This is a genomic window from Acidovorax sp. HDW3 (genome assembly GCF_011303755.1).
Classification (GTDB): domain Bacteria; phylum Pseudomonadota; class Gammaproteobacteria; order Burkholderiales; family Burkholderiaceae_C; genus Paenacidovorax.
Genome location: NZ_CP049885.1, coordinates 3,018,291 through 3,038,428, shown reverse-complemented (window position 1 = coordinate 3,038,428; position 20,138 = coordinate 3,018,291). Strand labels below are relative to the sequence as shown.

The 20,138-nt window shown below is 67.7% G+C and carries 21 protein-coding genes; 10 read left to right on the top strand and 11 right to left on the bottom strand.

Annotated features, from left to right (window positions below; genetic code table 11):
* The first annotated feature begins 56 nt into the window (after window positions 1–56).
* The 3 genes from G7045_RS14090 (at window position 57) to G7045_RS14080 (ending at window position 2,627) form a co-directional block, all read left to right on the top strand.
* The gene (locus G7045_RS14090; RefSeq protein ID WP_166160206.1) at window positions 57–1,310 is read left to right on the top strand and encodes an MFS transporter; all 1,254 of its coding nucleotides are present in this window, start codon (window positions 57–59) and stop codon (window positions 1,308–1,310) included.
* On the top strand, window positions 1,307–2,134 hold the full coding sequence (locus G7045_RS14085; protein ID WP_166160205.1) for a metallophosphoesterase: 828 nt from the start codon (window positions 1,307–1,309) through the stop codon (window positions 2,132–2,134). Before G7045_RS14090 ends, G7045_RS14085 begins: the two co-directional genes overlap by 4 nt.
* 70 nt (window positions 2,135–2,204) lie before the next feature.
* The gene (locus tag G7045_RS14080; protein WP_166160204.1) at window positions 2,205–2,627 is read left to right on the top strand and encodes a universal stress protein; all 423 of its coding nucleotides are present in this window, start codon (window positions 2,205–2,207) and stop codon (window positions 2,625–2,627) included.
* On the opposite strand, the gene G7045_RS14075 is transcribed toward G7045_RS14080, so the two are convergent.
* Window positions 2,628–3,542: a LysR family transcriptional regulator ArgP gene (locus G7045_RS14075; RefSeq protein WP_166160203.1), complete on the bottom strand. Its 915-nt coding sequence runs from the start codon at window positions 3,540–3,542 to the stop codon at window positions 2,628–2,630.
* Window positions 3,543–3,618: 76 nt separating this feature from the next.
* On the opposite strand from G7045_RS14075, the gene G7045_RS14070 reads away from it, so the two are divergent.
* Complete coding sequence (locus tag G7045_RS14070) at window positions 3,619–4,959, top strand: D-amino acid dehydrogenase (protein WP_166160202.1); 1,341 nt, start codon at window positions 3,619–3,621, stop codon at window positions 4,957–4,959.
* 53 nt (window positions 4,960–5,012) lie between these two features.
* Here G7045_RS14070 and G7045_RS14065 read toward each other — a convergent pair whose 3' ends face one another.
* Complete coding sequence (locus tag G7045_RS14065; protein WP_166160201.1) at window positions 5,013–5,924, bottom strand: M14 family zinc carboxypeptidase; 912 nt, start codon at window positions 5,922–5,924, stop codon at window positions 5,013–5,015.
* Window positions 5,925–5,991: 67 nt separating this feature from the next.
* Complete coding sequence (locus G7045_RS14060; RefSeq protein WP_166160200.1) at window positions 5,992–6,279, bottom strand: hypothetical protein; 288 nt, start codon at window positions 6,277–6,279, stop codon at window positions 5,992–5,994.
* Window positions 6,280–6,454: 175 nt separating this feature from the next.
* Between G7045_RS14060 and G7045_RS14055 the strand changes: the two genes are divergently transcribed.
* Window positions 6,455–6,937 (top strand): flavin reductase family protein, encoded by a 483-nt coding sequence (locus G7045_RS14055; protein WP_240919324.1) that lies wholly within the window; start codon window positions 6,455–6,457, stop codon window positions 6,935–6,937.
* Here the strand turns inward: G7045_RS14055 and minE are convergent, their stop codons facing one another.
* From minE to pssA, 4 genes are read right to left on the bottom strand one after another with little or no spacing between them, the layout of a single operon-like run.
* Entirely contained in the window at window positions 6,938–7,222 is a 285-nt protein-coding gene (gene minE, locus G7045_RS14050; RefSeq protein WP_166160198.1) for a cell division topological specificity factor MinE, read from the bottom strand.
* Window positions 7,223–7,228: 6 nt separating this feature from the next.
* Window positions 7,229–8,044, bottom strand: a complete 816-nt coding sequence (minD, locus tag G7045_RS14045; protein ID WP_166160197.1) for a septum site-determining protein MinD — start codon at window positions 8,042–8,044, stop codon at window positions 7,229–7,231.
* Between the two features lie 41 nt (window positions 8,045–8,085).
* Window positions 8,086–8,826 (bottom strand): septum site-determining protein MinC, encoded by a 741-nt coding sequence (minC, locus tag G7045_RS14040; protein WP_166160196.1) that lies wholly within the window; start codon window positions 8,824–8,826, stop codon window positions 8,086–8,088.
* A 39-nt stretch (window positions 8,827–8,865) separates the two neighbouring features.
* On the bottom strand, window positions 8,866–9,492 hold the full coding sequence (gene pssA / locus G7045_RS14035; protein ID WP_166160195.1) for a CDP-diacylglycerol--serine O-phosphatidyltransferase: 627 nt from the start codon (window positions 9,490–9,492) through the stop codon (window positions 8,866–8,868).
* A gap of 102 nt (window positions 9,493–9,594) precedes the next feature.
* On the opposite strand from pssA, the gene ubiM reads away from it, so the two are divergent.
* The 3 genes from ubiM to G7045_RS14020 all read left to right on the top strand — a co-directional run bounded on the left by ubiM (window position 9,595) and on the right by G7045_RS14020 (window position 13,944).
* Entirely contained in the window at window positions 9,595–10,878 is a 1,284-nt protein-coding gene (gene ubiM / locus G7045_RS14030) for a 5-demethoxyubiquinol-8 5-hydroxylase UbiM (RefSeq protein WP_166160194.1), read from the top strand.
* Between the two features lie 132 nt (window positions 10,879–11,010).
* Window positions 11,011–12,294, top strand: coding sequence for a solute carrier family 23 protein (locus G7045_RS14025; protein ID WP_166160193.1), 1,284 nt, complete (start codon window positions 11,011–11,013; stop codon window positions 12,292–12,294).
* 135 nt (window positions 12,295–12,429) lie between these two features.
* A complete protein-coding gene (locus G7045_RS14020; RefSeq protein ID WP_166160192.1) occupies window positions 12,430–13,944 on the top strand; it encodes an acetyl-CoA hydrolase/transferase family protein in 1,515 nt (504 codons plus the stop codon).
* Window positions 13,945–13,957: 13 nt separating this feature from the next.
* On the opposite strand, the gene G7045_RS14015 is transcribed toward G7045_RS14020, so the two are convergent.
* The gene (locus G7045_RS14015; protein ID WP_166160191.1) at window positions 13,958–15,079 is read right to left on the bottom strand and encodes an ABC transporter substrate-binding protein; all 1,122 of its coding nucleotides are present in this window, start codon (window positions 15,077–15,079) and stop codon (window positions 13,958–13,960) included.
* Window positions 15,080–15,251: 172 nt separating this feature from the next.
* On the opposite strand from G7045_RS14015, the gene G7045_RS14010 reads away from it, so the two are divergent.
* Window positions 15,252–15,677, top strand: a complete 426-nt coding sequence (locus tag G7045_RS14010) for a hotdog fold thioesterase (RefSeq protein ID WP_166160190.1) — start codon at window positions 15,252–15,254, stop codon at window positions 15,675–15,677.
* 82 nt (window positions 15,678–15,759) lie between these two features.
* Here G7045_RS14010 and G7045_RS14005 read toward each other — a convergent pair whose 3' ends face one another.
* Window positions 15,760–16,326 carry a cob(I)yrinic acid a,c-diamide adenosyltransferase gene (locus G7045_RS14005; RefSeq protein WP_166160189.1) on the bottom strand — a complete coding sequence of 189 codons (567 nt, stop codon included), beginning with the start codon at window positions 16,324–16,326 and terminating at the stop codon, window positions 15,760–15,762.
* A gap of 113 nt (window positions 16,327–16,439) precedes the next feature.
* Between G7045_RS14005 and G7045_RS14000 the strand changes: the two genes are divergently transcribed.
* Window positions 16,440–16,658, top strand: a complete 219-nt coding sequence (locus G7045_RS14000) for a hypothetical protein (RefSeq protein WP_166160188.1) — start codon at window positions 16,440–16,442, stop codon at window positions 16,656–16,658.
* A 166-nt stretch (window positions 16,659–16,824) separates the two neighbouring features.
* On the opposite strand, the gene G7045_RS13995 is transcribed toward G7045_RS14000, so the two are convergent.
* Together G7045_RS13995 and G7045_RS13990 are read right to left on the bottom strand one after the other, a co-directional pair.
* Entirely contained in the window at window positions 16,825–18,690 is a 1,866-nt protein-coding gene (locus tag G7045_RS13995; protein WP_166160187.1) for a phosphoenolpyruvate carboxykinase (GTP), read from the bottom strand.
* A 203-nt stretch (window positions 18,691–18,893) separates the two neighbouring features.
* Window positions 18,894–20,093 carry a threonine ammonia-lyase gene (locus G7045_RS13990; RefSeq protein ID WP_166160186.1) on the bottom strand — a complete coding sequence of 400 codons (1,200 nt, stop codon included), beginning with the start codon at window positions 20,091–20,093 and terminating at the stop codon, window positions 18,894–18,896.
* Window positions 20,094–20,138 lie beyond the last annotated feature (45 nt).

The window sequence follows — 20,138 nt, the reverse complement described above, 5'->3', positions numbered from 1 at the left end:
CCTGTTCTGACCATGATTGCAGCCCGGCGGCGGCGTTGCAGATACCATGCACACCAATGAATTCCCCCACCCCCGATGCCCGTTGGCGTGAGGACGCACGCACCATCGCCCTCGTCGGCCTGGCCCATGGCTCCTCGCACTTCTTTCACCTGCTGCTGCCGCCGCTGTTCCCGTTTTTGATCGCCGAGTTTGGCTACAGCTACGCCGAGCTGGGGCTGCTGCTGACGGTGTTCTTCGTCATCTCCGGCGTCGGCCAGATGCTGGCGGGCTTCATCGTCGATCGCGTCGGTGCGCGCCCGGTGCTGCTGGGTGCCCTGGGCTGCTTCGTGCTCGCCGGCCTGGCCGCCAGCAGCGCCAGCGGCTACACCGGTCTGGTGCTGGCGGCGGCGCTGGCGGGGCTGGGCAACGCGCCGTTCCACCCGGCGGACTTCACCATCTTGAACCACCGCATCGCCCCGCAGCGCCTGGGCCATGGCTTTTCCGTGCACGGCATCTCGGGCAACCTGGGCTGGGCGCTGGCGCCGGTGTTCATGGCCGGGCTCACTGCCGCCACCGGCTCCTGGCGCCTGGCCTGCCTGGGCGGGGCGCTGCTGGCGCTGGCCGTGCTGCTGCTGCTGTGGTGGCAGCGTGCGGCGCTCGACGACCGCCAGGGCCTGCCAGCGGCGCAGGCCGCCGCGCAGCCGGCCCAGCAGGATGGCCGGCCCGAGCACCCGCTGGCGTTTTTGCGCCTGCCCTCGGTCTGGCTGTGCTTTTCGTTTTTCTTCTGGAGCACCTGCTCGCTCAGCGCCATCCAGAGTTTTGCCGGCCCGGCGCTGCACCAGCTGTACGCCGTGCCGCTGGCGCAGACGGCGCTGGTCGTCACCGGCTACATGCTGTGCGGCGCGGCGGGCATGGTGCTGGGTGGGTTTTTGGTGGTGCGTGTGCAGCGGCTGGAAAAAATCATTGCCCTGTGCCTGCTGGCCTCGGCGGCGCTGCTGCTGCTCGTGGGCCTGGGAGGGCTGCCGGGGCCGCTGGTCCTGGGGCTGACGGTGCTCGCCGGCGCCGGCATCGGCATTGCCGGGCCCTCGCGCGACATGCTCATCAAGCGCGCGGCGCCACCCGGGGCCACCGGGCGCGTGTATGGCACGGTGTATTCGGGGCTGGATTTGGGCTTTAGCGTGGCCGCGCCGGTGTTTGGCGCCCTGCTCGATGCCGGTGCGACCGCCGGCGTGTTCTACGGCGCGGCGCTGGCGCTGGTGTTGAGCGTGGCCAGCGCGGCCCTGGTGGGCCTGGGCGTGGCCGCGCGCCGCGCAACCGGGGCGGCGGCATGAAGATACAGCTCCTGTCCGATCTGCACCTGGAGGTGCACCCGCAGTTCCAACCCCAGCCGGCGCCGGGCGCCGACGTGCTGGTGCTGGCCGGCGACATCGGCTCCTACCAGGCCGGCTCGCTCCTGGCCGATGAGGACTTTGGCCTGGCGCGCTTCTCGCCGCTGCCGCCGGGCGCCGGCGGTGCCGGCTGGCCGACGCCGGTGCTGTTCGTGCCCGGCAACCACGAGTACGACGCGCAGGACTTCGACGCCGCGCACGCACGCCTGCAGGCCGTGTGCCAGCGCCTGGGCATCCACTGGCTGGAGCGGCAGGAGCTGGTGCTGCAGGGCGTGCGCTTCATCGGCACCACGCTGTGGAGCGACTTTGACGCCCTGGCGCAGCACCGGGGCCTGCAGCGCCCCGAGCAGCAGCAGGCGCAGCGCGAGAAAGCCTTTCGCGCCGCCAACTACTACCTGCGCAAAACCGGCGGCACGCGCAACGGCCTGCCTTTTTTGGCGCCCGAGGTGCGCGCCCAGGCGCTGCAGTGCCAGGACTGGCTGCGCGCCGCCCTGGCCCAGCCCTTTGCCGGGCCGACGGTGGTGGTGACGCACTTTGCCCCCAGCCTGGCCAGCGCCGACCCGCGCTACGGCCTGGTGCCGGGCACGGCCGGCTTTTGCAACGCCCTCGATGCGCTGCTGGCGCAGGCGCAGCTGTGGCTGCACGGCCATCTCCACACCGCCATCGACTACCAGGCCCAGGGTTGCCGTGTGGTGGCCAACCCGCTGGGCTATGCGCGCAAGGGCGAACAGGCGGGCTTTGATGCCACGCAATGCCTGAGCATCTGACCCCGGCTCTGGCGCGAGGGCGGTATGGGTGCGGCTACCATGGCGTCATCACCATCCGAGGAGTTGACGCATGAAAATCCTTCTGGCCATCGACGGCAGCCCGTACACCAAAAAAATGCTCGCCTACCTGAGTACGCACGAGGAGCTGATCGCTGGCACGCACCAGTTCACCGCCCTGACGGTGCAGTCGCCCCTGCCTCCGCGCGCGCGCGCCGCCCTGGGCAAGGCGGTGGTGGAGCAGTACTACGCCGAGCAGGGCGAGAAGGTGCTGGCGCCGGTGTCCAAGTACCTGGAGCGCCACAAGGTGCAGTTCACGCCGCAGATCAAGGTCGGCGCCGCTGGCGAGACCATTGCCAAGGTGGCCACCGAGGGCGAGTTCGACCTCATCGTCATGGGCACGCAAGGCCACGGCGCGCTCGGCAAGCTGGTCATGGGCTCGGTCAGCACCCAGGTGTTGGCCAGCTGCCAGGTGCCGGTGCTGCTGGTGCGCTGATCAGGCCGCGTCCAGCACCTGCGCGGCGTGCGCGGTGAGGGCGCCGGTGAGGGCGTCGAGCAGCGCCGATTGCAGGTTCCAGCAATGCCAGTAAAGCGCAATCGGCAGCGCAAAAGCGGGTGCCAGGTTGACCAATTCGCCCTGCGCCAGCGCGCTGCGCGCCAGCAGCTCGGGCACCACGCCCACGCCCCAGCCGGCGCGCACGGCGCGCACCTGGCCTTCGGAGCTGGGCAGGTAGATGTGGCCCAGCGCCACGCGCGGCAGGCCAAAGCAGCGGGCGACAAACTCCGCCTGCATGTCGTCTTTGCGGTTGTAGGAGAGAAACGGCACACGGTGAAAGTTGTGCGCCGTCAGCCCCTGCGGCAGATGCGCCTGGGCGTAGTCGGGCGCGGCCACGGCGACGTAGCGCATGGCGCCCAGCGGCAGCACCTTGCAGCCGCGCAGCGCCTGCGCCAGCGTCGTCACGCAGCCGAGCACCTGGCCCGAGCGCAGCCATTCGGGCGTGAAGTCCTGGTCGTCGGCAATCACCTCCAGCGGCAGGCCGTCCTGCACCAGCGGCTGCAGGGCGTCGGGCGCCCAGGTGGCGATGCTGTCGGCGTTGATGGCCAAGGCAATGCGCTCGTCCTCGCGCAGGCCGCCGGCACTGCCCGGGGTCAGGTCGCGCAGGTCGCGTTCGAGGTCGGCGCGCAGCAGGCGCAGTTGCTGGCAGTGCTTGAGCAGCAGCTGCCCCGCCGGCGTTGCCTTGAGCGGGCGGCTGCGCACGATGAGCACCGAACCCACCTGTGATTCGAGCGCGCGCAGGCGCTGCGAGACGGCCGACTGCGTGATGTGCAGGCGCTGCGCGGCGCGCTCAAAACCGCCTTCTTCGACGATGGCGGCCAGGCATTCGAGGGCGGCGGGGTCGTAGCTGCTCATATTAGTCATTCTGATGAGATGGCAAAGAGTTTAATTTCTCTTTTTAAAAAAACCATCTCGGCGCACACTGCGCGCCATGAAAACCATTGTCCTGGGCGCCGGCATCATCGGCATCAGCACCGCCTGGCATTTGCGCGAGCGCGGCCACGAGGTCACCGTCATCGACCGCCAGCCGGACGCGGCGCTGGAGACGAGTTTTGCCAACGCGGCGCAGATCTCGGTCAGCTACTGCGAGCCCTGGGCGAACCGCCAGGCGCCGTGGAAAGCGCTCAAGTGGATGTTCGACCCCGAGGCACCGCTGCTGTGGCGCCCGCAGCTCGACGCGCAGCAGTGGCGCTGGTGCCTGCAGTTCCTGGGCCAGTGCAACGACCGCGCTTTTGAGCGCAACGTGGCGCAAATTGTCGCCCTGGGCGCCTACAGCCACCAGGCGCACAAGGCGCTGGTGCAGCAGCTGGGCATCGACTACCACCGCCTCGAGCGCGGCATTGCGCATTTCTACACCGACCAGCAATCGTTCGAGGACGCCGCGCAGGCCGTCGAAGTGATGCGCCGCTACGGCGTGCAGCGGCGCGTCGTCTCGCGCGAGGAGCTGTTCCAGATCGAGCCCGCCTTCCAAGCCTACGGCGCGCACATCACCGGCGGCACCTACACCCGCAGCGACGAGAGCGGCGACGCGCGCGAGTTCACCCAGCAGCTGGCGCGCCACTGCGCCGCGCAGGGCGTGGAGTTTCTCTACGGCCAGGCCGTGCAGCGGTTGCACAAAGACGGTAATGCTATTAAATCTGTAGCTATTCGCGCAGTCTCAGAAAGCGCTAGAGGCCAAAAAGAGCAGATATTGCAGGCGGACGCCGTGGTCGTCGCCTGCGGCAGCTACAGCGCGCCGCTGCTGCGCGGCGTGGGGGTTGATTTGCCGATCTACCCCGGCAAGGGCTACAGCGCCACCTTCCCCATCCTGCGCCCGGAGGCGGCGCCCGTGGTTTCGGCGATTGACGACGGCAAGAAGATTGCCATGAGCCGCCTGGGCAACTTCCTGCGCGTGGCCGGCACCATCGAGCTCAACGGCTGGGGCATGGATTTGAACAGCCACCTCGGGCGCGCGCGCTGCCACATGCTGTCGCGGCGCATCGAAACCATCCTGCCCGGCGTGTGCGACACGCGCACGCCCGAGGAGGGCGGCGACCCTCAGTACTGGATGGGCCTGCGCCCGGCAACGCCGACCAACATCCCCTTCATCGGCCAGACCCGCGTCGCCGGCCTGTGGGTCAACGCCGGCCACGGCACCCTGGGCTGGACGCACGGCGCCGGCTCGGGCAAGGCGCTCGCTGAGCTCATCAGCGGCGAGCGCCCGGCGATGGCGTTCGACTTCCTGGGCGAAGGCCGCCAGCGCCAGCACCGCCGGGCAGCGGTGGGTACATAGGCTGATATCTGGCGCAAAAGGGGGTGAAAGCTGCACCAGATAAGCGTGAGCAGCTATCTTTTTTGTGGCTTTTCGTCGCTGTGCGCCAGGGCGGGCTGCAGGCGCTGGTCCATCCAGCGCAGCAGGTCGTGCCACATGGCTTGGACGTCGGTGGGGCGGGGCATTTTTTGGGCGTGTTCGAGCTCGATGGTGACCACCGGCAGCCCTTGCTGCACGCTGCCGTAGTGGCCCAGGGAGCCGGGGAACAGGCCGACGCGTTCGAGGTGCAGGCGGCCCAGGCGCTGCGGCGGTGTGTGCGGGCCGTCGAAGTCGAGCACGCCGTACGGCGCGTGGATGCTCACGACCAGCTGCGGGGAAAATTCCTGCAGCTGCGCTTGCAGGAACTGCGTCTCGGGCTCGGACAGTGGCGCCGGCCCGGGCCAGCGGCGCGGGTCTTTGCGGGTGCGCTTTTCCCAGTACAGCGGTGCGTCGCGCTCCCAGCCCGGGGTGGCGAAGTTGCGGTTGAGATCGACGCCGCGCGCGTTCACCCGCGTGGGGCGCTTGGCCAGCAGGCCGTCGGGGTTGAGCAGCGGGATAAAGCGCCAGTGCACCGAGCGCGGGCTTTTTTCGGCCAGCGCCAGCCATTGCAGTGCCAGGGCGGCAGCCGTGAGTTCATCACCGTGGATGGCGCCCACCACCAGCACGCGCAGCGGTGTGGTGCTGCCCGCTGGGGCTGGCAAATCGCGCAGCAGCAGTGGCCGCCCCAGGCGCGAGCGTGCGCCGCTGGGCACGAGCTGCAGCGCCTGGCATTGCGCCTGGTTGATGCCCGGCAGGCGTGCCAGCCAGGCGCGGGTGCAGGGCTCGGCCAGGGGGCGGGACGAGGGGCGGGGCGGGGTGGCGGGGGTGTTGGCGGCGGCCCACAGCGGCAGGCTGCAGGTGAGTGCGGCGCCGGCGCGGCGCCAGAGAAGGGAAAACGGCTCGGTCATAAAAAAACACCCGCCCGGCAGCAAGGCCAGGGCGGGCGCTGAACATACCACCGAAGTGGCAGCGGGCTTATTTTTTCTTTTCCAGGCGAATGCCCATGGGGCCTTTGATCGAGCCGTCTTCCTGCAGCGTCAGCACCAGGTTGCCGCTGGGGGTGATGAGCTTGACCTTGTTGTCCTCGACCTCGTACTTCATCTCCACCTCCATGCCCATGACGGTCTGCACCACCTTGCCGCCAGATTTGAATTCAAGATCCATGCCGGGGCCGGTGTAGGTGCCGCTGACCTTGGCGCCGCAAGCGGCCAGGGCCAGCACGGCGGTGAGGGCCAGCAGGTGGCCGATACGCTTACCTTTCATACTTACCTCCTTCACTCTCTGGTTAAAAAACATGGGCTGGGGGCGTGGGGTGGGGCAGGGCGATAATTGGGCGCCTTGTGCCCCCCCTTTCGTCACCGTCTTGGGTTTTTCTGCCTTGAAGCCTGCCGCCGCCCCCGCCGTTTTTTCTGCCCGCCAGTTCCGTGATGCGCTGGGCATGTTTGCCACTGGGGTGACCATCGTCACCGCGCGCGGGCCGCAGGGCGAGCCGGTGGGGCTGACCGCCAGCTCGTTCAACTCCGTCTCGCTCACACCGCCCCTGGTGCTGTGGAGCCTGGCGCACCACACGTCGGCGCTGGCGGTGTTCCAGGGCGCCACGCATTACGCCATCAACGTGCTGACGGTGGCGCAGCGCCCGCTGGCCGAGCGCTTTGCCACACGCGGCATCGACCGCTGGGCAGGCGTGGCTTACAGCGAGGGCGCATCGGGCGCGCCGCTGCTGCAAGGGGCGGCAGCGGTGTTTGAATGCGCCAATCGCAGCCAGTACGTCGAGGGCGATCACACCATCTTCGTCGGCGAGGTGCTGCACTGCACGCACCAGGGCGGCAGCAGCCCGCTGCTGTACCACGGCGGCATGTTCTACACCGAGCATCCGCTGGGGAGCATCTCGCCGCAGGCGTTGCGTCCGGCGCATAAGTGATCAGCGCAGCGGCGCGGGTGCGCTGCTGCCCTGCTCGGGCAGCTCGATCTTGACTTCGAGCACTTCCAGGTTGTCCTGGCGCTCGAAGTGCACCTTGAGGTCGCTCGAATCGATCTTGACGTACTTGGAGATCACCGCCATCAGCTCGCGCTGCAGCGCTGGCAGGTAGTCCGGCTGGCTCGGGCCACGGCCGCTGCGCTCGTGCGCGAGGATGATCTGCAGCCGCTCCTTGGCGACATGGGCCGATTTTTTCTTCTCGCCCATGAACATCGACAGCAAAGACATGGCCGCTTACCTCCCGCCGAACATGCGTTTGAAAAAACCGGGCTTCACGGCGTCGATGAAGCGCAGCGGGCGCTCCTCGCCGAAAAAGCGCGCCACCACGTCCTTGTAGGCATCCGCCACGTCGGTGCCGGCGAGGTGGATGGCGGGCAGGCCCTGGTTGGAGGCTTGGAGCACGGCTTCGGATTCGGGGATGACACCGATCAGCGGGATGCGCAGAATGTCCTGAATGTCCTCGATGCTCAGCATCTGCCCCTCCTGTACGCGACTGGGGTTGTAGCGCGTGATCAAGAGGCGTTCCTTGATGGGCTCGCCGCCCTCGATGGCGCGGCGGGTCTTGCTCGCCAACATGCCCAGGATGCGGTCGGAGTCGCGCACCGAGGAGACTTCCGGGTTGGTCACCACCAGGGCCTCGTCGGCAAAGTGCATGGCCATGAGGGCGCCGCTCTCGATGCCGGCGGGCGAGTCGCAGACGATGTACTCAAAGCCCATTTCGGCCAGGTCTTTGAGGACTTTTTCCACGCCTTCGAGCACCAGCGCGTCCTTGTCACGCGTCTGGCTGGCGGCGAGCACGAACAGGTTGTCGCACTGCTTGTCTTTGATGAGCGCCTGGTGCAGGTTGGCCTCGCCCTGGATGACGTTGATGAGGTCGTACACCACGCGCCGCTCGCAGCCCATGATGAGATCGAGGTTGCGCAGGCCGACGTCAAAGTCGATAACGGCGGTTTTGTGCCCCGCCAGCGCCAGGCCGGAGGCGAAGGCCGCGCTGGTGGTGGTCTTGCCCACGCCCCCTTTGCCGGAGGTGACGACGACGATTTTTGCCATGAATGCGGTTTCCTTAGGGATTGAAGGTCGGTACTGAAAAATTACAAGGGTTCGATCAGCAGCTTCTCGCCGTCCAGGCGCACCTGCGCCGGCTTGCCGCGCACGTTCTCGGGCAGCTCGGTCTCGGTGGTGCGGTAAATGCCGTTGATGGACACCAGCTGCGGCTCCAGACAGGTGCTGAAAATGCGGGCGTGCGGGTTGCCGCGTGCGCCGGCCAGGGCGCGCCCGCGCAGTGGGGCGTAGACGTGGATGTCGCCGTCGGCAATCACTTCGGCGCCAAAGCTGACCATGGCCAGCACCACCAGGTCGCCGCCGCGCGCGTACACCTGCTGGCCCGAGCGCAGCGGCTTATCGACCACCACCGTGGGCGCGTGCACGGCGACTTCGCGGATCACTTCGACCTCGCGCACCACCTCCACCTCGCGCACCGCTGCCGGCGCGGGCGCGCTCGCCGGGCCGTGCGGGGCCTCGGGCGCGGGCATCAGGCCCGCATCCAGGGCGGCGGCCATTTGTGCGCTGTTGCCGCCGCGCACGGCCACCGGGCGCGTCTTGTAGTGGCGCAGCACGGTCAGCAGGGCGGGGAAGTCGATGGGGCTGCTGGCCTCGCGCACGGCGGCGAGGTCGATGAGCACCGGGTCGTCGTCAAAAAAATCGGGGTGCTCGCCCAGCTTGGCGGCCAGGTCGGTGGCCAAAATGGCCACGTCGGTACTGCGTAAAACCACGGCAACCACGGTCACGTGGGTGGTTTTGAACTCCAGGCTGGTGCGGGCAGTGGTGGCCATAAGCTGGGGGCGTGGGTGGCAATGGCCGCAGTGTAACGGTCACAATTTGGGAATGCGGATGCGGCTGATCATGAGCGAGCCCGAGAGCGCAAACAGCAGCACCAGCGGGTGCAGCGTAAAGCCGCCCAGCTCCCAGGCGCCGCCCCACAGCTGCTCGCGCAGCGCGCCCTGCCAGGCGGCGAGCGCGAGCAGGCCGACGAGGGCGATGGAGGTGGGAATGGGCGTGCCCTCAAAGTACTTGACCTTGCCCCCCGGGCTGCCGGCCAGGGCCTCGGCCGTGACGTTGTAGCGCGCCAGGCGCGAGACGCCGCAGGCGACGAAGAAGGCCAGCACCACGCGGTCGTACAGCCCCTGCATCCCGCAGCCGTAGGCCAGCAGCGCGGGCGCGACGCCAAACGAGATCACGTCGGCGAGCGAATCGAGCTCGCGCCCCATGGCCGAGCTTTTTTGGCGCCAGCGCGCAATGCGCCCGTCGAGCACGTCAAACACCAGCGCCGCCAGCACCAGGGCGCAGGCGTAGAGCACGTGGCGCGCGTCGTGCGTCTCGATGTAGCTCAGGGTGGAAAACAGGGCCCCGACGCCGCAGACGGCGTTGCCCAGGGTGAACCAGTCGGCGAGGTGGAACTCGCGGATCATGGAAAAGCGTTTCGGTGTCGGCGCTAGCATGGCGCGCATTATGAAACCAGGGATGTGCCTCTTGTTGGGGGCAGCGCCTTACAACGCCGTGCAACACCTTACTATTGGCCCCTTACGACGAAACGATCCACCATGCCCGAGACATCATTGCCCCTGACCCGCCACGACAGCCCCCTGCACAGCGACGTGCTCATCGTCGGCGGCGGCCCGGCCGGGCTGTCGCTGGCCACCTCGCTGGCACAGTTTGGCCTGCAGGCCACGGTGCTGGAGCTGCAAACGGCAGCCCAGCTGGCCGACCCGGCGCCCGATGGCCGCGAGATCGCCCTGACCCACCCCAGCGTGGCGCTCTTGCAGCGCCTGGGCAGCTGGCAGCGCCTGGCCGAGCACGAGGTGGGTGTGCTGCGCCAGGCCGAGGTGCACGACGGCCCGGTCGGCCACAGCCCGAGCATGGCGCTGCACGCGGGCGGCACCGGCGTGGCGCAGCTGGGCTTTATCGTGCCCAACAGCGCCCTGCGCCGCAGTGCCTACGAAACCGCCGCGCGCACCGCTGGCGTGCGCATCATCACAGAGGCCAAAGTGCTGCGCGCGAGCACCTACGCCACCCACGCCGAGGTGGAATACCAGGACGCCAGCGCCCCCGGCCTGCCGCCGCAGGTGCTGCAGGCGCCGCTGCTGGTGGCGGCGGACAGCCGTTTCTCCGGCGTGCGGCGCCAGCTGGGCATAGGCGCGGCCATGACCGACTTTGGCCGCACCGTCATCGTCTGCCGGATGCACCACGAACTGCCGCACCACGAGACGGCGCACGAATGCTTTGGCTACGAGCGCACCCTGGCCATCCTGCCGCTGCCCAACGACTGGATCGACGGCCAGCCGCAGTGCTCGGCGGTGATTACCGCCAGCGCCGAGCAGGCGCAGGCGCTGCTGGCGCTCGCGCCCGAAGACTTTGCCGCCAGCGTGCAGGCGCAGTTCGGCCACCGCCTGGGTGCCATGGCGCTCACCGGCGAGCGCCACGCCTACCCGCTGGTGGCGGTGTACGCGCACCGTTTCAGCGGCGCGCGCTGCGCCCTGCTGGGCGACGCCGCCGTCGGTATGCACCCGGTGACGGCGCATGGCTACAACCTGGGCCTGGCGGGCGTGCAAAGCCTGAGCGAGGTGCTGTACGCCGCCTGGAGCCACGGCCAGGACATTGGCGCCGCCAGCGTGCTGCAGCCCTACGCCAACGCGCACCACCGCCACGCCTGGCCGCTGTACCAGGGCACGAACGCCATCGTGCGCCTGTACACCGACACCCGGCCCCTGCCGCGCCTGCTGCGCCAGGCGGTGCTGGCGGGCTCGCGCCGCCTGCCGCCGCTGCAGGCGCTCATCGTCAGCCAGCTCACGGGCCGGCGCCCGGCCTGGCCGCGTGTGGGTGGATAACTCCTGTTTAACTCCTATTTTGATAGCTGCTCGCGCTTATCTGGTAAGCGTTATCGGCTTTTTTTGTCTCAAACCTGACGCACAGCCAACAAAGCCTCTACCATCGCCGCACTAAATTTTTGAGGAGTGGCGATGGCCTTGATGCAGTGGAACGAACGCCCGGCGCAGGCGCTGGCAAATGGCGGGGTCATCGGCCCCGATGAGCGCCTGCCCTGGGGGCAGACGGGGTTGATGGGGGTGCAGCACGTCATCGCCATGTTCGGCTCGACGGTGCTCGCGCCCATCCTCATGGGGTTCGACCCCAACCTGGCGGTGTTCATGAGCGGCATCGGCACGCTCATCTTCTTTCTCATCACCGGCGGCAAGGTGCCGAGCTACCTGGGCTCGTCGTTCGCCTTCATTGGCGTGGTGATTGCCGCCACCGGCTACGCCGGCCAGGGGCCGAATTCGAACATCGGCCTGGCGCTGGGCGCCATCATGGCCTGCGGCGCGGTGTACGCCGGCGTCGGCCTGGTGGTGCACCTGGTGGGCACAGGCTGGATCGAGCGCTTCATGCCGCCGGTGGTCACCGGGGCGGTGGTGGCGGTGATTGGCCTGAACCTGGCGGCCATCCCCATCAAGAACATGGCGGCCAATAATTTTGAGAGCTGGATGCAGGCGCTGACCTTCGTCTGCGTCGCCCTGGTGGCGGTGTTCACGCGCGGCATGGTGCAGCGCCTGCTGATCCTCGTCGGCCTGCTGCTCGCGAGCGTGCTGTACGCCGTGTTCACCAACGGCCTGGGGTGGGGCAAGCCGGTGGATCTGTCGGGCGTGGCCGCCGCTGCCTGGCTGGGCGTGCCGCAGTTCCACGCGCCGCAGTTCAGCGCCAATGCCATGCTGCTGATCGTGCCGGTGGTCATCATCCTGGTGGCCGAGAACCTGGGCCACATCAAGGCCGTGACGGCCATGACGGGCAAGAACCTCGATCCCTACATGGGCCGCGCCTTCATTGGCGATGGCATCGCCACCATGGTCAGCGGCGCCGCTGGCGGCACCGGCGTGACGACGTACGCCGAGAACATCGGCGTCATGGCGGCCACGCGCATCTACTCCACGGCGGTGTTCCTGGTGGCTGGCGTGTTGGCGGTTGCGCTGGGTTTTAGCCCCAAGTTTGGCGCCCTCATCCAGGCCATTCCGCTGCCGGTGATGGGCGGCGTCTCCATCGTCGTCTTCGGTCTGATCGCCATTGCCGGCGCCAAAATTTGGGTGGACAACCGGGTCGATTTTTCGCAGAACAAGAACCTGATCGTCGCTGCCATCACCCTCATCCTGGGCACGGGCGAGTTCACCCTCAAGTTTGGCGACTTTGCGCTCGGCGGCATCGGCACCGCCACCTTTGGCGCGATTGCGCTCTACGCCTTGCTCGACCGTGAATAATGCTATGCATACAAAGCAAATGCACATTACGCCGGGCTGACAAAATACGGCGGCCTCGGTCATTACGGGTTAACCCTGGAGATACCACCAAGCCGCAGTAGCATCACGTTTTTTCGAGAGCGATTGGAGACAACCATGGCCCTGGCAGAGCGCGTGCGCTACGCAGATTTCTTGTCCCGCTGCATGAGCGCCGAGCAGGCGGCGCAGCTGGTGGCCCCTGGTGCCACCGTGGGCCTGAGCGGTTTTACCGGGGCCGGCTACCCCAAGGTGTTGCCGCAGGCGATTGCGGCGCGCGCACGCGCCGAGCACGCCGCCGGCCGGCCCTACCAGATCAAGGTCTGGACGGGCGCCTCGACCGCGCCCGAGGTCGATGGCGCGCTCGCCGAGGCCGGCGCCATGGCGCAGCGCCTGCCGTTCAACTCCGACCCCAAGGCGCGTGCGCAAATCAACGCCGGCAGCATCGACTACATCGACATGCACCTGTCGCACGTCGCGCAGCAGGCCTGGTTCGGCTTTCTGGGCAAGATGGACGTGGCCATCGTCGAGGTCGCGGGCATCACCGCCGACGGCCTGCTGATTCCCTCCACCGCGGTGGGCAACAACAAGACCTGGCTGGAGATTGCCGACAAGGTCATCCTGGAAGTGAACACGGCGCTGCCGGCGCAGCTCGAAGGGATGCACGACATCTACTACGGCACCGCCCTGCCGCCCCGGCGCGTGCCCATCAGCCTGACGCACGCCGACAACCGCATCGGCGAGCCCTACCTCAAGGTCGATCCGGCCAAGGTGGTGGCGATTGTGCAGACGCACAGCCTCGACAGGGACAACCGTTTTTCCGAGCCCGATGCCACCTCGCAGCGCATTGCGGCGCACATCATTGATTTTCTGGCGCACGAGACGCGCCACGGCCGCCTGCCGCGCCAGATGTTGCCCATCCAGTCGGGTGTGGGCAACGTCGCCAACGCCGTGCTTGCCGGCCTGCAGGACAGCCCGTTCGAGAAGCTCTTGGGCTTTACCGAGGTGCTGCAGGACGGGATGCTGGCGCTGCTCAAAAGCGGCAAGATGGTGCGCGCCTCGGCGACGGCGATCTCGCTCTCGCGCGCTGCCTATGCCGATTTTGTGGACAACCTGGACTTCTACCGCGAGCGCATCATCTTGCGCCCGCAGGAGATCAGCAACCACCCCGAGCTGGTGCGCCGCCTGGGCATCATCGCCATGAACGCCATGATCGAGGTGGACATCTACGGCAACGTCAACTCCACCCACCTCATGGGCAGCAGCATGATGAACGGCATCGGCGGCTCGGGCGACTTTGCGCGCAACGGCTACCTGTCGTTCTTCGTCACGCCCTCGGTCGCCAAGGACGGCGCCATCAGCTGTCTCGTGCCCATGGTCTCGCACGTGGACCACACCGAGCACGACACGCAGATCATCGTCACCGAGCAGGGCCTGGCGGACCTGCGCGGCCTGTCGCCGCGCCAGCGCGCGCAGGCCCTCATCGCCAACTGTGCCCACCCCGACTGGCGCCCGCTGCTGCAGGACTACTTTGACCGCGCGCGGCAACAAGGCGCGCAGCACACCCCGCACCTGCTGGGCGAGGCGCTGTCCTGGCACCAGCGCTACCTGGAAACGGGCAGCATGAAGGCGTAACTACCAGCACGCCCTACACAAAGCGCCCGCTGCTGCCGAGCACGCCCAGGTCGAGAAAGCGCGAGCCGACGTAGGGCGGCTGGCTGGCGTAGTCAATGGCAAAGCCGCCGAGGTTGAGCTTTTTGATGCCGGCCAGGGCGGCGTTCAGGCGCTGCGCGTTCGGGTCGCGGCCAGCGCGCTCCAGGCCCTCGGCGAGCACGCGGGTGTTGACGTAGGCCTCCAGGCTGCCCTGGCTGAATTCTTCCTGCCCTTTGGCGCGCATGGCGCTTTGGTAGTCGCGCACCAACTGCAGCTTGGCACGGTGCGGGTCGGGCACGACCATCGACAGGGCAATGCCGCTGGCGTCCTCGCCCAGGGGCTTCAAGCTGTCGCTGGGCAGGGTGGGGCTGATGCCGGCGAGCAGCACGCCCGCTGCGCTCTTGCGCAGGCCGCGCACCAGGCCGACGGAGACGGTGCCGGCGGTGGCCAGCAGCACGGCGGTGGGGCGCGCGGCTGCCACCTGGGCGACTACGCTGGCCAGGTTCTGGCCATCGGTGGCCACGCTCGCCTGCAAGGCTGGTTTTTGGCCCAGGGCATCCAGGGCGCGGCTGGCGTCGGCCAGCATTTCCTGGCCGTAGCTGTTGTCCTGGTAAACGATGGCGATGTTTTTCAGCCCCATCTCTGCCAGGCGCTGCACCAGGCGCACGATTTCGTCGCTGTAGCTGGCGCGCACGTGAAAGACGTTGCGTTGGCCCTTGCGCAGCGAGAGTGCGCCCGAGACCGGCGCGACGTAGGGGATGCCCGCCTCCTGCACCAGCGGCAGCAGGGCCTGGTTGGTGGGCGTGCCAAAGCACGAGAGCAGGGCCAGCATGTCGTCTTGCGCCAGGAGTTTTTTCACGTTGGCGGCGGCGCGCTCGGGCAGGTAGGCGTCGTCGAGCAGCTGCAGCTGCAGCTGCCGGCCATGGATGCCACCCCGGGCGTTGATCTGCGCCATGGCGGCTTCGGTGCCGCGCTGGATGTCCAGTCCCGAGCTGGCCAGAGGGCCGGTGGTGGGGGCACTGCAGCCGATGAGCAGGGGTTTTTCCTGAGCCCAGGCCGGTGCGCACAAGGCGGCGGCGGAGCAGGCGGCAAAAGAGACGAATTGGCGGCGTTGCATACGTGAACCCGATTCAAAAGCGCAAAAAAAATAAGACCCCGCGCTGTCGCCTGCGCAACAGCCGAGGCCCCTCCTGCATCCGAATAATATGAATGCGAACGGTCATTCTAAAAAGCGGGCATTACGCCAAACTGTCCCGCAAGTTACCGCCTTTTTTGAAGGAGACACCCCCATGACGATTTGGAACCACGACCTGACCCTGGAGCAGCTCAACGCCTGGAACCAGGGCTGCGCCGTCTCGCACCTGGGCATCGAGTTCACCGAGATCGGCGCCGACTACCTGCGCGCGCGTGTGCCGGTGGATGCGCGCACCAAGCAGCCCTACGGCCTGCTGCACGGCGGCGTGAGTGTGGTGCTGGCCGAGACGCTGGGCTCGGTCGGCGCCGCCTGCGCCTGCCCGCCGGGGCACAAGGCGGTGGGGCTCGATATCAACGCCAACCACCTGCGCGCAGCCACCAGCGGCTGGGTCACGGGCACGGCGCGGCCGGTGCACATCGGCAAGAGCACCCAGGTGTGGCAGATCGACATGGTGAACGACGCCGGCGAGATGACCTGCGTCTCGCGCATCACCATGGCCATCCTCGCGCCCAAGGGGTAGGGCGGGGCGCGCAAACAAATTGCGGTCAAAAATTGGGGTCAGATTCCAATTAATCCCTGACTAATTGGAATCTGACCCCAATTTATTCTTCCTCCAACCGCTTGAGCCGTTCGCTGTGCCAGTACACCTCGGCGCCGCCGTCCATGCGGTTGAGCACGCGCGCGAGCACGAACAGCAGGTCCGAGAGGCGGTTGAGGTACTGGCGCGGGCCGGCTCGCATATCCTCGCGCGCTTGCAGCGCGACCACGGCGCGCTCGGCGCGGCGCGCCACCGTGCGGCAGACATGGGCTTGGGCGGCGGCGCGCGTGCCCGCTGGCAGGATGAATTCCTGCAGGCGCGGCAGCTGCGCGTTGTAGTGCGCCAGCGCCTGGTCGAGCTGCTGCAGGGCGCTGTCCTGCAGCAGCGCAAAGCCCGGCATGGCGAGCTCGCCGCCGAGGTTGAAGAGCTGGTGCTGGATGTCGATCAGCAGCTCGCGCACCTCGGGCGGCAGCGGCTCGCACAGCAGCAGGCCCAGGTGCGAGTTGAGCTCGTCCACGTCGCCCATGGCGTGCGGGCGGCCGCTGTTCTTGGATACCCGGGTGTTGTTGCCCAGGCCGGTGCTGCCGTCGTCGCCGGTGCGGGTGGCAATTTGAGAGAGGCGATTACCCATGAGAAGCTCCTTATGCATGGAGGTATTGCACTTCGGCATTGGACGCAACCAGGGGTAAACCCTAGGATTGCGCCCATGCCCCATGTCGGGGCGCCGTAACGAGGAATTTCACCATGACCAGCATTGCCCATCCCCATTCCCTGCAGCTTCCGGCAGGCGTGGCCGGTGTGGAGCGCATCGCCGCTGCCCTGCGCAGCCTGCTGCCAGCGCGCCGCGCCGCTGCGGCCCCGGCCCCGGTGGTCAATACCCTGCTGCAGCAAGAGCGCGCCGAGGCCGCCCTGGCCCGCGCCACGCTGGGCATTGCGGTCAGCAATATCCGCCGCTACGACTGAAGCCGACCGGACTGACGCCCGCATGGGCGTTAATAAAAACGATAGCTGCCAGCGCTTGCCCTGTCTGGTTTTGATGGTGTTTTCCATCTGAAACCAAGGCGGAGCAAGCGCTGGCAGCTATCGTTTTTTTATGCCTGCCCCCACAGGGGCAGGCGTTGCCAGGGGGTTAGCCCAGGCGTTTTTCCAGCGCGGCCTTGGTGGCCAGCAGCGCTTGCGGCAGGCGGTAGGCGAGCTTGTCGAAGTGTTCGGCGTGCAGCTTGAACTCTTCCTGCCAGGCCGCTTTGTCGATGCTGGTGACGGTGTTGAACTGCGCGGCAGAGAAGTCCAGGCCGGTCCAGTTGATCTCGGCGTACTGCGGGGCGATGCCGAACATGGTGTCCTGGCCCTGCGCCTTGCCTTCGATGCGGTCGATCATCCACTTGAGCACGCGCATGTTCTCGCCGTAGCCGGGCCAGACGAACTTGCCGTCCTCGCCCTTGCGGAACCAGTTGACGCAGTAGATGCGCGGCAGCGTGGCGCCCTGCGCCTGCAGCTTGGCGCCCAGGCTGAGCCAGTGCTGGAAGTAGTCGCTCATGTTGTAGCCCATGAAGGGCAGCATGGCGAAGGGGTCGCGGCGCACCACGCCTTGCGCGCCAAAGGCGGCGGCGGTGGTTTCAGAGCCCATGGTGGCGGCCATGTACACGCCCTCGGTCCAGGAGCGCGCCTCGGTCACCAGCGGAATGGTGGTGGAGCGGCGGCCGCCGAAGATGAAGGCGTCGATCTGCACGCCCGCCGGGTCGTCCCAGGCGGGGTCGAGCGCCGGGTTGTTGGTGGCGGCGACGGTGAAGCGGGCGTTCGGGTGCGCGGCCTTGGCGCCGGTTTCCTTGGCGATTTGCGGCGTCCAGTCGCGGCCCTGCCAGTCGATCAAATGGTCGGGCAGCTTGCCCTGGTCTTTTTCCATGCCTTCCCACCAGACGTCGCCGTCGTCGGTCAGGGCGACGTTGGTGAAGATCACGTCCTTGTTCAGGCTGGCCATGCAGTTGGGGTTGGTCAGCGTGTTCGTGCCCGGGGCGACGCCGAAGTAGCCGGCCTCGGGGTTGATGGCGCGCAGCGTGCCGTCGGCCTGGGGCTTGACCCAGGCGATGTCGTCGCCAATGGTGGTGACCTTCCAGCCGGCAAAACCGGCCTCGGGCGGCACCAGCATGGAGAAGTTGGTCTTGCCGCAGGCGCTGGGGAAGGCGCCGCCGACGTGGTACTTCTTGCCCTCGGGGCTGGTCACGCCCAGGATCAGCATGTGCTCGGCCAGCCAGCCCTGGTCACGGCCCATGGTGGAGGCGATGCGCAGCGCCAGGCACTTCTTGCCCAGCAGGGCGTTGCCGCCGTAGCCCGAGCCGTAGCTCCAGATTTCGCGCGTTTCCGGGTAGTGCACGATGTACTTGACCTTGGGGTTGCAAGGCCAGCTGGTGCTGTCTTTTTCACCAGCGGCCAGGGGCGCGCCCACGGTGTGCATACAGGGCACAAATTCGCCATCCACGCCCAGCACGTCGTACACGGCGCGGCCCATGCGCGTCATCAGCTTTTGGTTGACGGCGACGTAGGCGCTGTCGGTCAGCTCGATGCCGATGTGGGCAATGTCGCTGCCCAGCGGGCCCATGGAGAAGGGCACGACGTACATCGTGCGCCCGGCCATGCAGCCGTCAAACAGGGGGGCCAGGGTGGCGCGCATCTCGGCCGGATCGGCCCAGTTGTTGGTCGGGCCGGCGTCTTCTTTCTTGGCGCTGCAGATGAAGGTGCGGTCTTCCACGCGCGCCACGTCCGAGGGGTCGGAGCAGGCCAGGAAGCTGCCCGGGCGCTTGGCGGGGTTGAGCTTTTTGAAAGTGCCGGCATCGACCAGCAGCTGGCACAGGCGGTCGTATTCCTCTTGGCTGCCGTCGCACCAGTGGATGGCGGCGGGCTTGCACAGCGCGGCCATCTCGGCCACCCAGGCAACGATCTTGGGGTTTTTGACGTAGGCGGGGGCCTGGATGGCCAGGCCGGCGGCGGGTGCGTTCATCGGAGCGTCCTCAAGTTGAAAAACCATTTTTTCAAAGGCCGCGCACCGCACGAGAGGAGGTGGCTTTTGAAAAAACGGCTCACTGTCACGCCGACAGAACCGATGATTCTATGAAACCACGCTGAAACTGTGTTGCCGTATGCTGGTAAATCTATGCAAACGATGCATGTGGTTATGCATCGTTTGCGCGGCGGCGGCGCCGCTCAATGGTGCTCGGCCTGCATTCCGGCGGCGCGCAGCTGCGCCAGCACCTGCTGCACGTGCGCCTGGCCGCGCGTTTGCAGCACCAGTTCGATCTCGACGTTCTGCGCCGCCAGCATGGTGAAGGCGCGCTGGTGGTGCACCTCCTCGATGTTGGCGCCGGCGGCGGCGACGGTGGCGGTGATCTGCGCCAGCACGCCGGGCACGTCGCGCGCGCTCACCTGGATGCGCGCCAGGCGGCCCGAGCGCACCAGGCCGCGCTCGATGATGGCGGCGAGCAGCAGCGGGTCGATGTTGCCGCCCGAGAGCACCAGGCCGACTTTCTTGCCGGCAAAGCGCTCGCGGTAGCGCGCAAGCGCCGCCAGGCCGACGGCGCCCGCGCCTTCGACCAGGGTTTTTTCAATCTCCAGCAGCATCAGCACGGCCTGCTCGACGTCGCCCTCATCGACCAGCAGCAGGTCGTCCACCAGGCGCTTGACTACCTCTTGCGTGATGGCGCCGGGCGTGCCGACGGCAATGCCCTCGGCAATCGTCGATTGCCCCATGGGCAGCGCGCGCCCCTGCACGGCGTTGAGCATGGAGGGAAAGCGCTCGGTCTGCACGCCGATGACCTCGATGCCCGGCTGCAGCGCCTTGGCGGCGGTGGCCACGCCGGCAATCAGCCCGCCGCCGCCGACGGCCACCACCAGGCAATCGAGGTCGGGCTGCTGGCGCAGCATCTCCAGCGCCAGCGTGCCCTGGCCGGCGGCGATGGCCTCGTCGTCGTAGGGGTGGACAAACACCAGGCCCTGCTCCTGCGCCAGCTGGTAGGCGTGGGCGCGGGCGGCTTCGAGGGTGTCGCCGTGCAGCACCACCTCGGCGCCAAAGCCGCGCGTGCGCTCGACCTTGACCCCGGGCGTAAAGCGCGGCATGACGATGACGGCGCGCAGCCCCAGGCGCTGCGCGTGGTAGGCCACGCCCTGGGCGTGGTTGCCCGCGCTCATGGCGACGACGCCGCGCGCGCGCTCCTCGGGCGAGAGTTGGCTGAGCTTGTTGCAGGCGCCGCGCTCCTTGAAGGAGGCGGTGAACTGCAGGTTCTCGAACTTCAAAAACACCTGCGCGCCGACGATCTGCGACAGCGTCTGCGATTCGACGCAGGGGGTTTCGAGCACTTGGCCGCACAGGCGGGCGGCGGCGTCCTGGATGGTCTGGAGGGTGAGCATGGTCGGGCCATTGTGGCGCAGCCCTGTGGCTGCGTTGGTTTCATG

Coding starts and splice junctions, on each gene's coding strand:
- ubiM (WP_166160194.1), top strand. CDS start 9,595: ATGCCCGAGACATCATTGCCCCTGACCCGCCACGACAGCCCCCTGCAC.
- G7045_RS14075 (WP_166160203.1), bottom strand. CDS start 3,542: ATGAGCAGCTACGACCCCGCCGCCCTCGAATGCCTGGCCGCCATCGTC.
- G7045_RS14060 (WP_166160200.1), bottom strand. CDS start 6,279: ATGAAAGGTAAGCGTATCGGCCACCTGCTGGCCCTCACCGCCGTGCTG.
- G7045_RS14015 (WP_166160191.1), bottom strand. CDS start 15,079: ATGCAACGCCGCCAATTCGTCTCTTTTGCCGCCTGCTCCGCCGCCGCC.
- G7045_RS14085 (WP_166160205.1), top strand. CDS start 1,307: ATGAAGATACAGCTCCTGTCCGATCTGCACCTGGAGGTGCACCCGCAG.
- minE (WP_166160198.1), bottom strand. CDS start 7,222: ATGTCTTTGCTGTCGATGTTCATGGGCGAGAAGAAAAAATCGGCCCAT.
- G7045_RS14065 (WP_166160201.1), bottom strand. CDS start 5,924: ATGACCGAGCCGTTTTCCCTTCTCTGGCGCCGCGCCGGCGCCGCACTC.
- G7045_RS14020 (WP_166160192.1), top strand. CDS start 12,430: ATGGCCCTGGCAGAGCGCGTGCGCTACGCAGATTTCTTGTCCCGCTGC.
- G7045_RS14010 (WP_166160190.1), top strand. CDS start 15,252: ATGACGATTTGGAACCACGACCTGACCCTGGAGCAGCTCAACGCCTGG.
- G7045_RS14070 (WP_166160202.1), top strand. CDS start 3,619: ATGAAAACCATTGTCCTGGGCGCCGGCATCATCGGCATCAGCACCGCC.
- G7045_RS14025 (WP_166160193.1), top strand. CDS start 11,011: ATGGCCTTGATGCAGTGGAACGAACGCCCGGCGCAGGCGCTGGCAAAT.
- G7045_RS13990 (WP_166160186.1), bottom strand. CDS start 20,093: ATGCTCACCCTCCAGACCATCCAGGACGCCGCCGCCCGCCTGTGCGGC.
- G7045_RS14005 (WP_166160189.1), bottom strand. CDS start 16,326: ATGGGTAATCGCCTCTCTCAAATTGCCACCCGCACCGGCGACGACGGC.
- G7045_RS14080 (WP_166160204.1), top strand. CDS start 2,205: ATGAAAATCCTTCTGGCCATCGACGGCAGCCCGTACACCAAAAAAATG.
- minD (WP_166160197.1), bottom strand. CDS start 8,044: ATGGCAAAAATCGTCGTCGTCACCTCCGGCAAAGGGGGCGTGGGCAAG.
- G7045_RS14090 (WP_166160206.1), top strand. CDS start 57: ATGAATTCCCCCACCCCCGATGCCCGTTGGCGTGAGGACGCACGCACC.
- minC (WP_166160196.1), bottom strand. CDS start 8,826: ATGGCCACCACTGCCCGCACCAGCCTGGAGTTCAAAACCACCCACGTG.
- pssA (WP_166160195.1), bottom strand. CDS start 9,492: ATGCTAGCGCCGACACCGAAACGCTTTTCCATGATCCGCGAGTTCCAC.
- G7045_RS13995 (WP_166160187.1), bottom strand. CDS start 18,690: ATGAACGCACCCGCCGCCGGCCTGGCCATCCAGGCCCCCGCCTACGTC.
- G7045_RS14000 (WP_166160188.1), top strand. CDS start 16,440: ATGACCAGCATTGCCCATCCCCATTCCCTGCAGCTTCCGGCAGGCGTG.
- G7045_RS14055 (WP_240919324.1), top strand. CDS start 6,455: ATGTTTGCCACTGGGGTGACCATCGTCACCGCGCGCGGGCCGCAGGGC.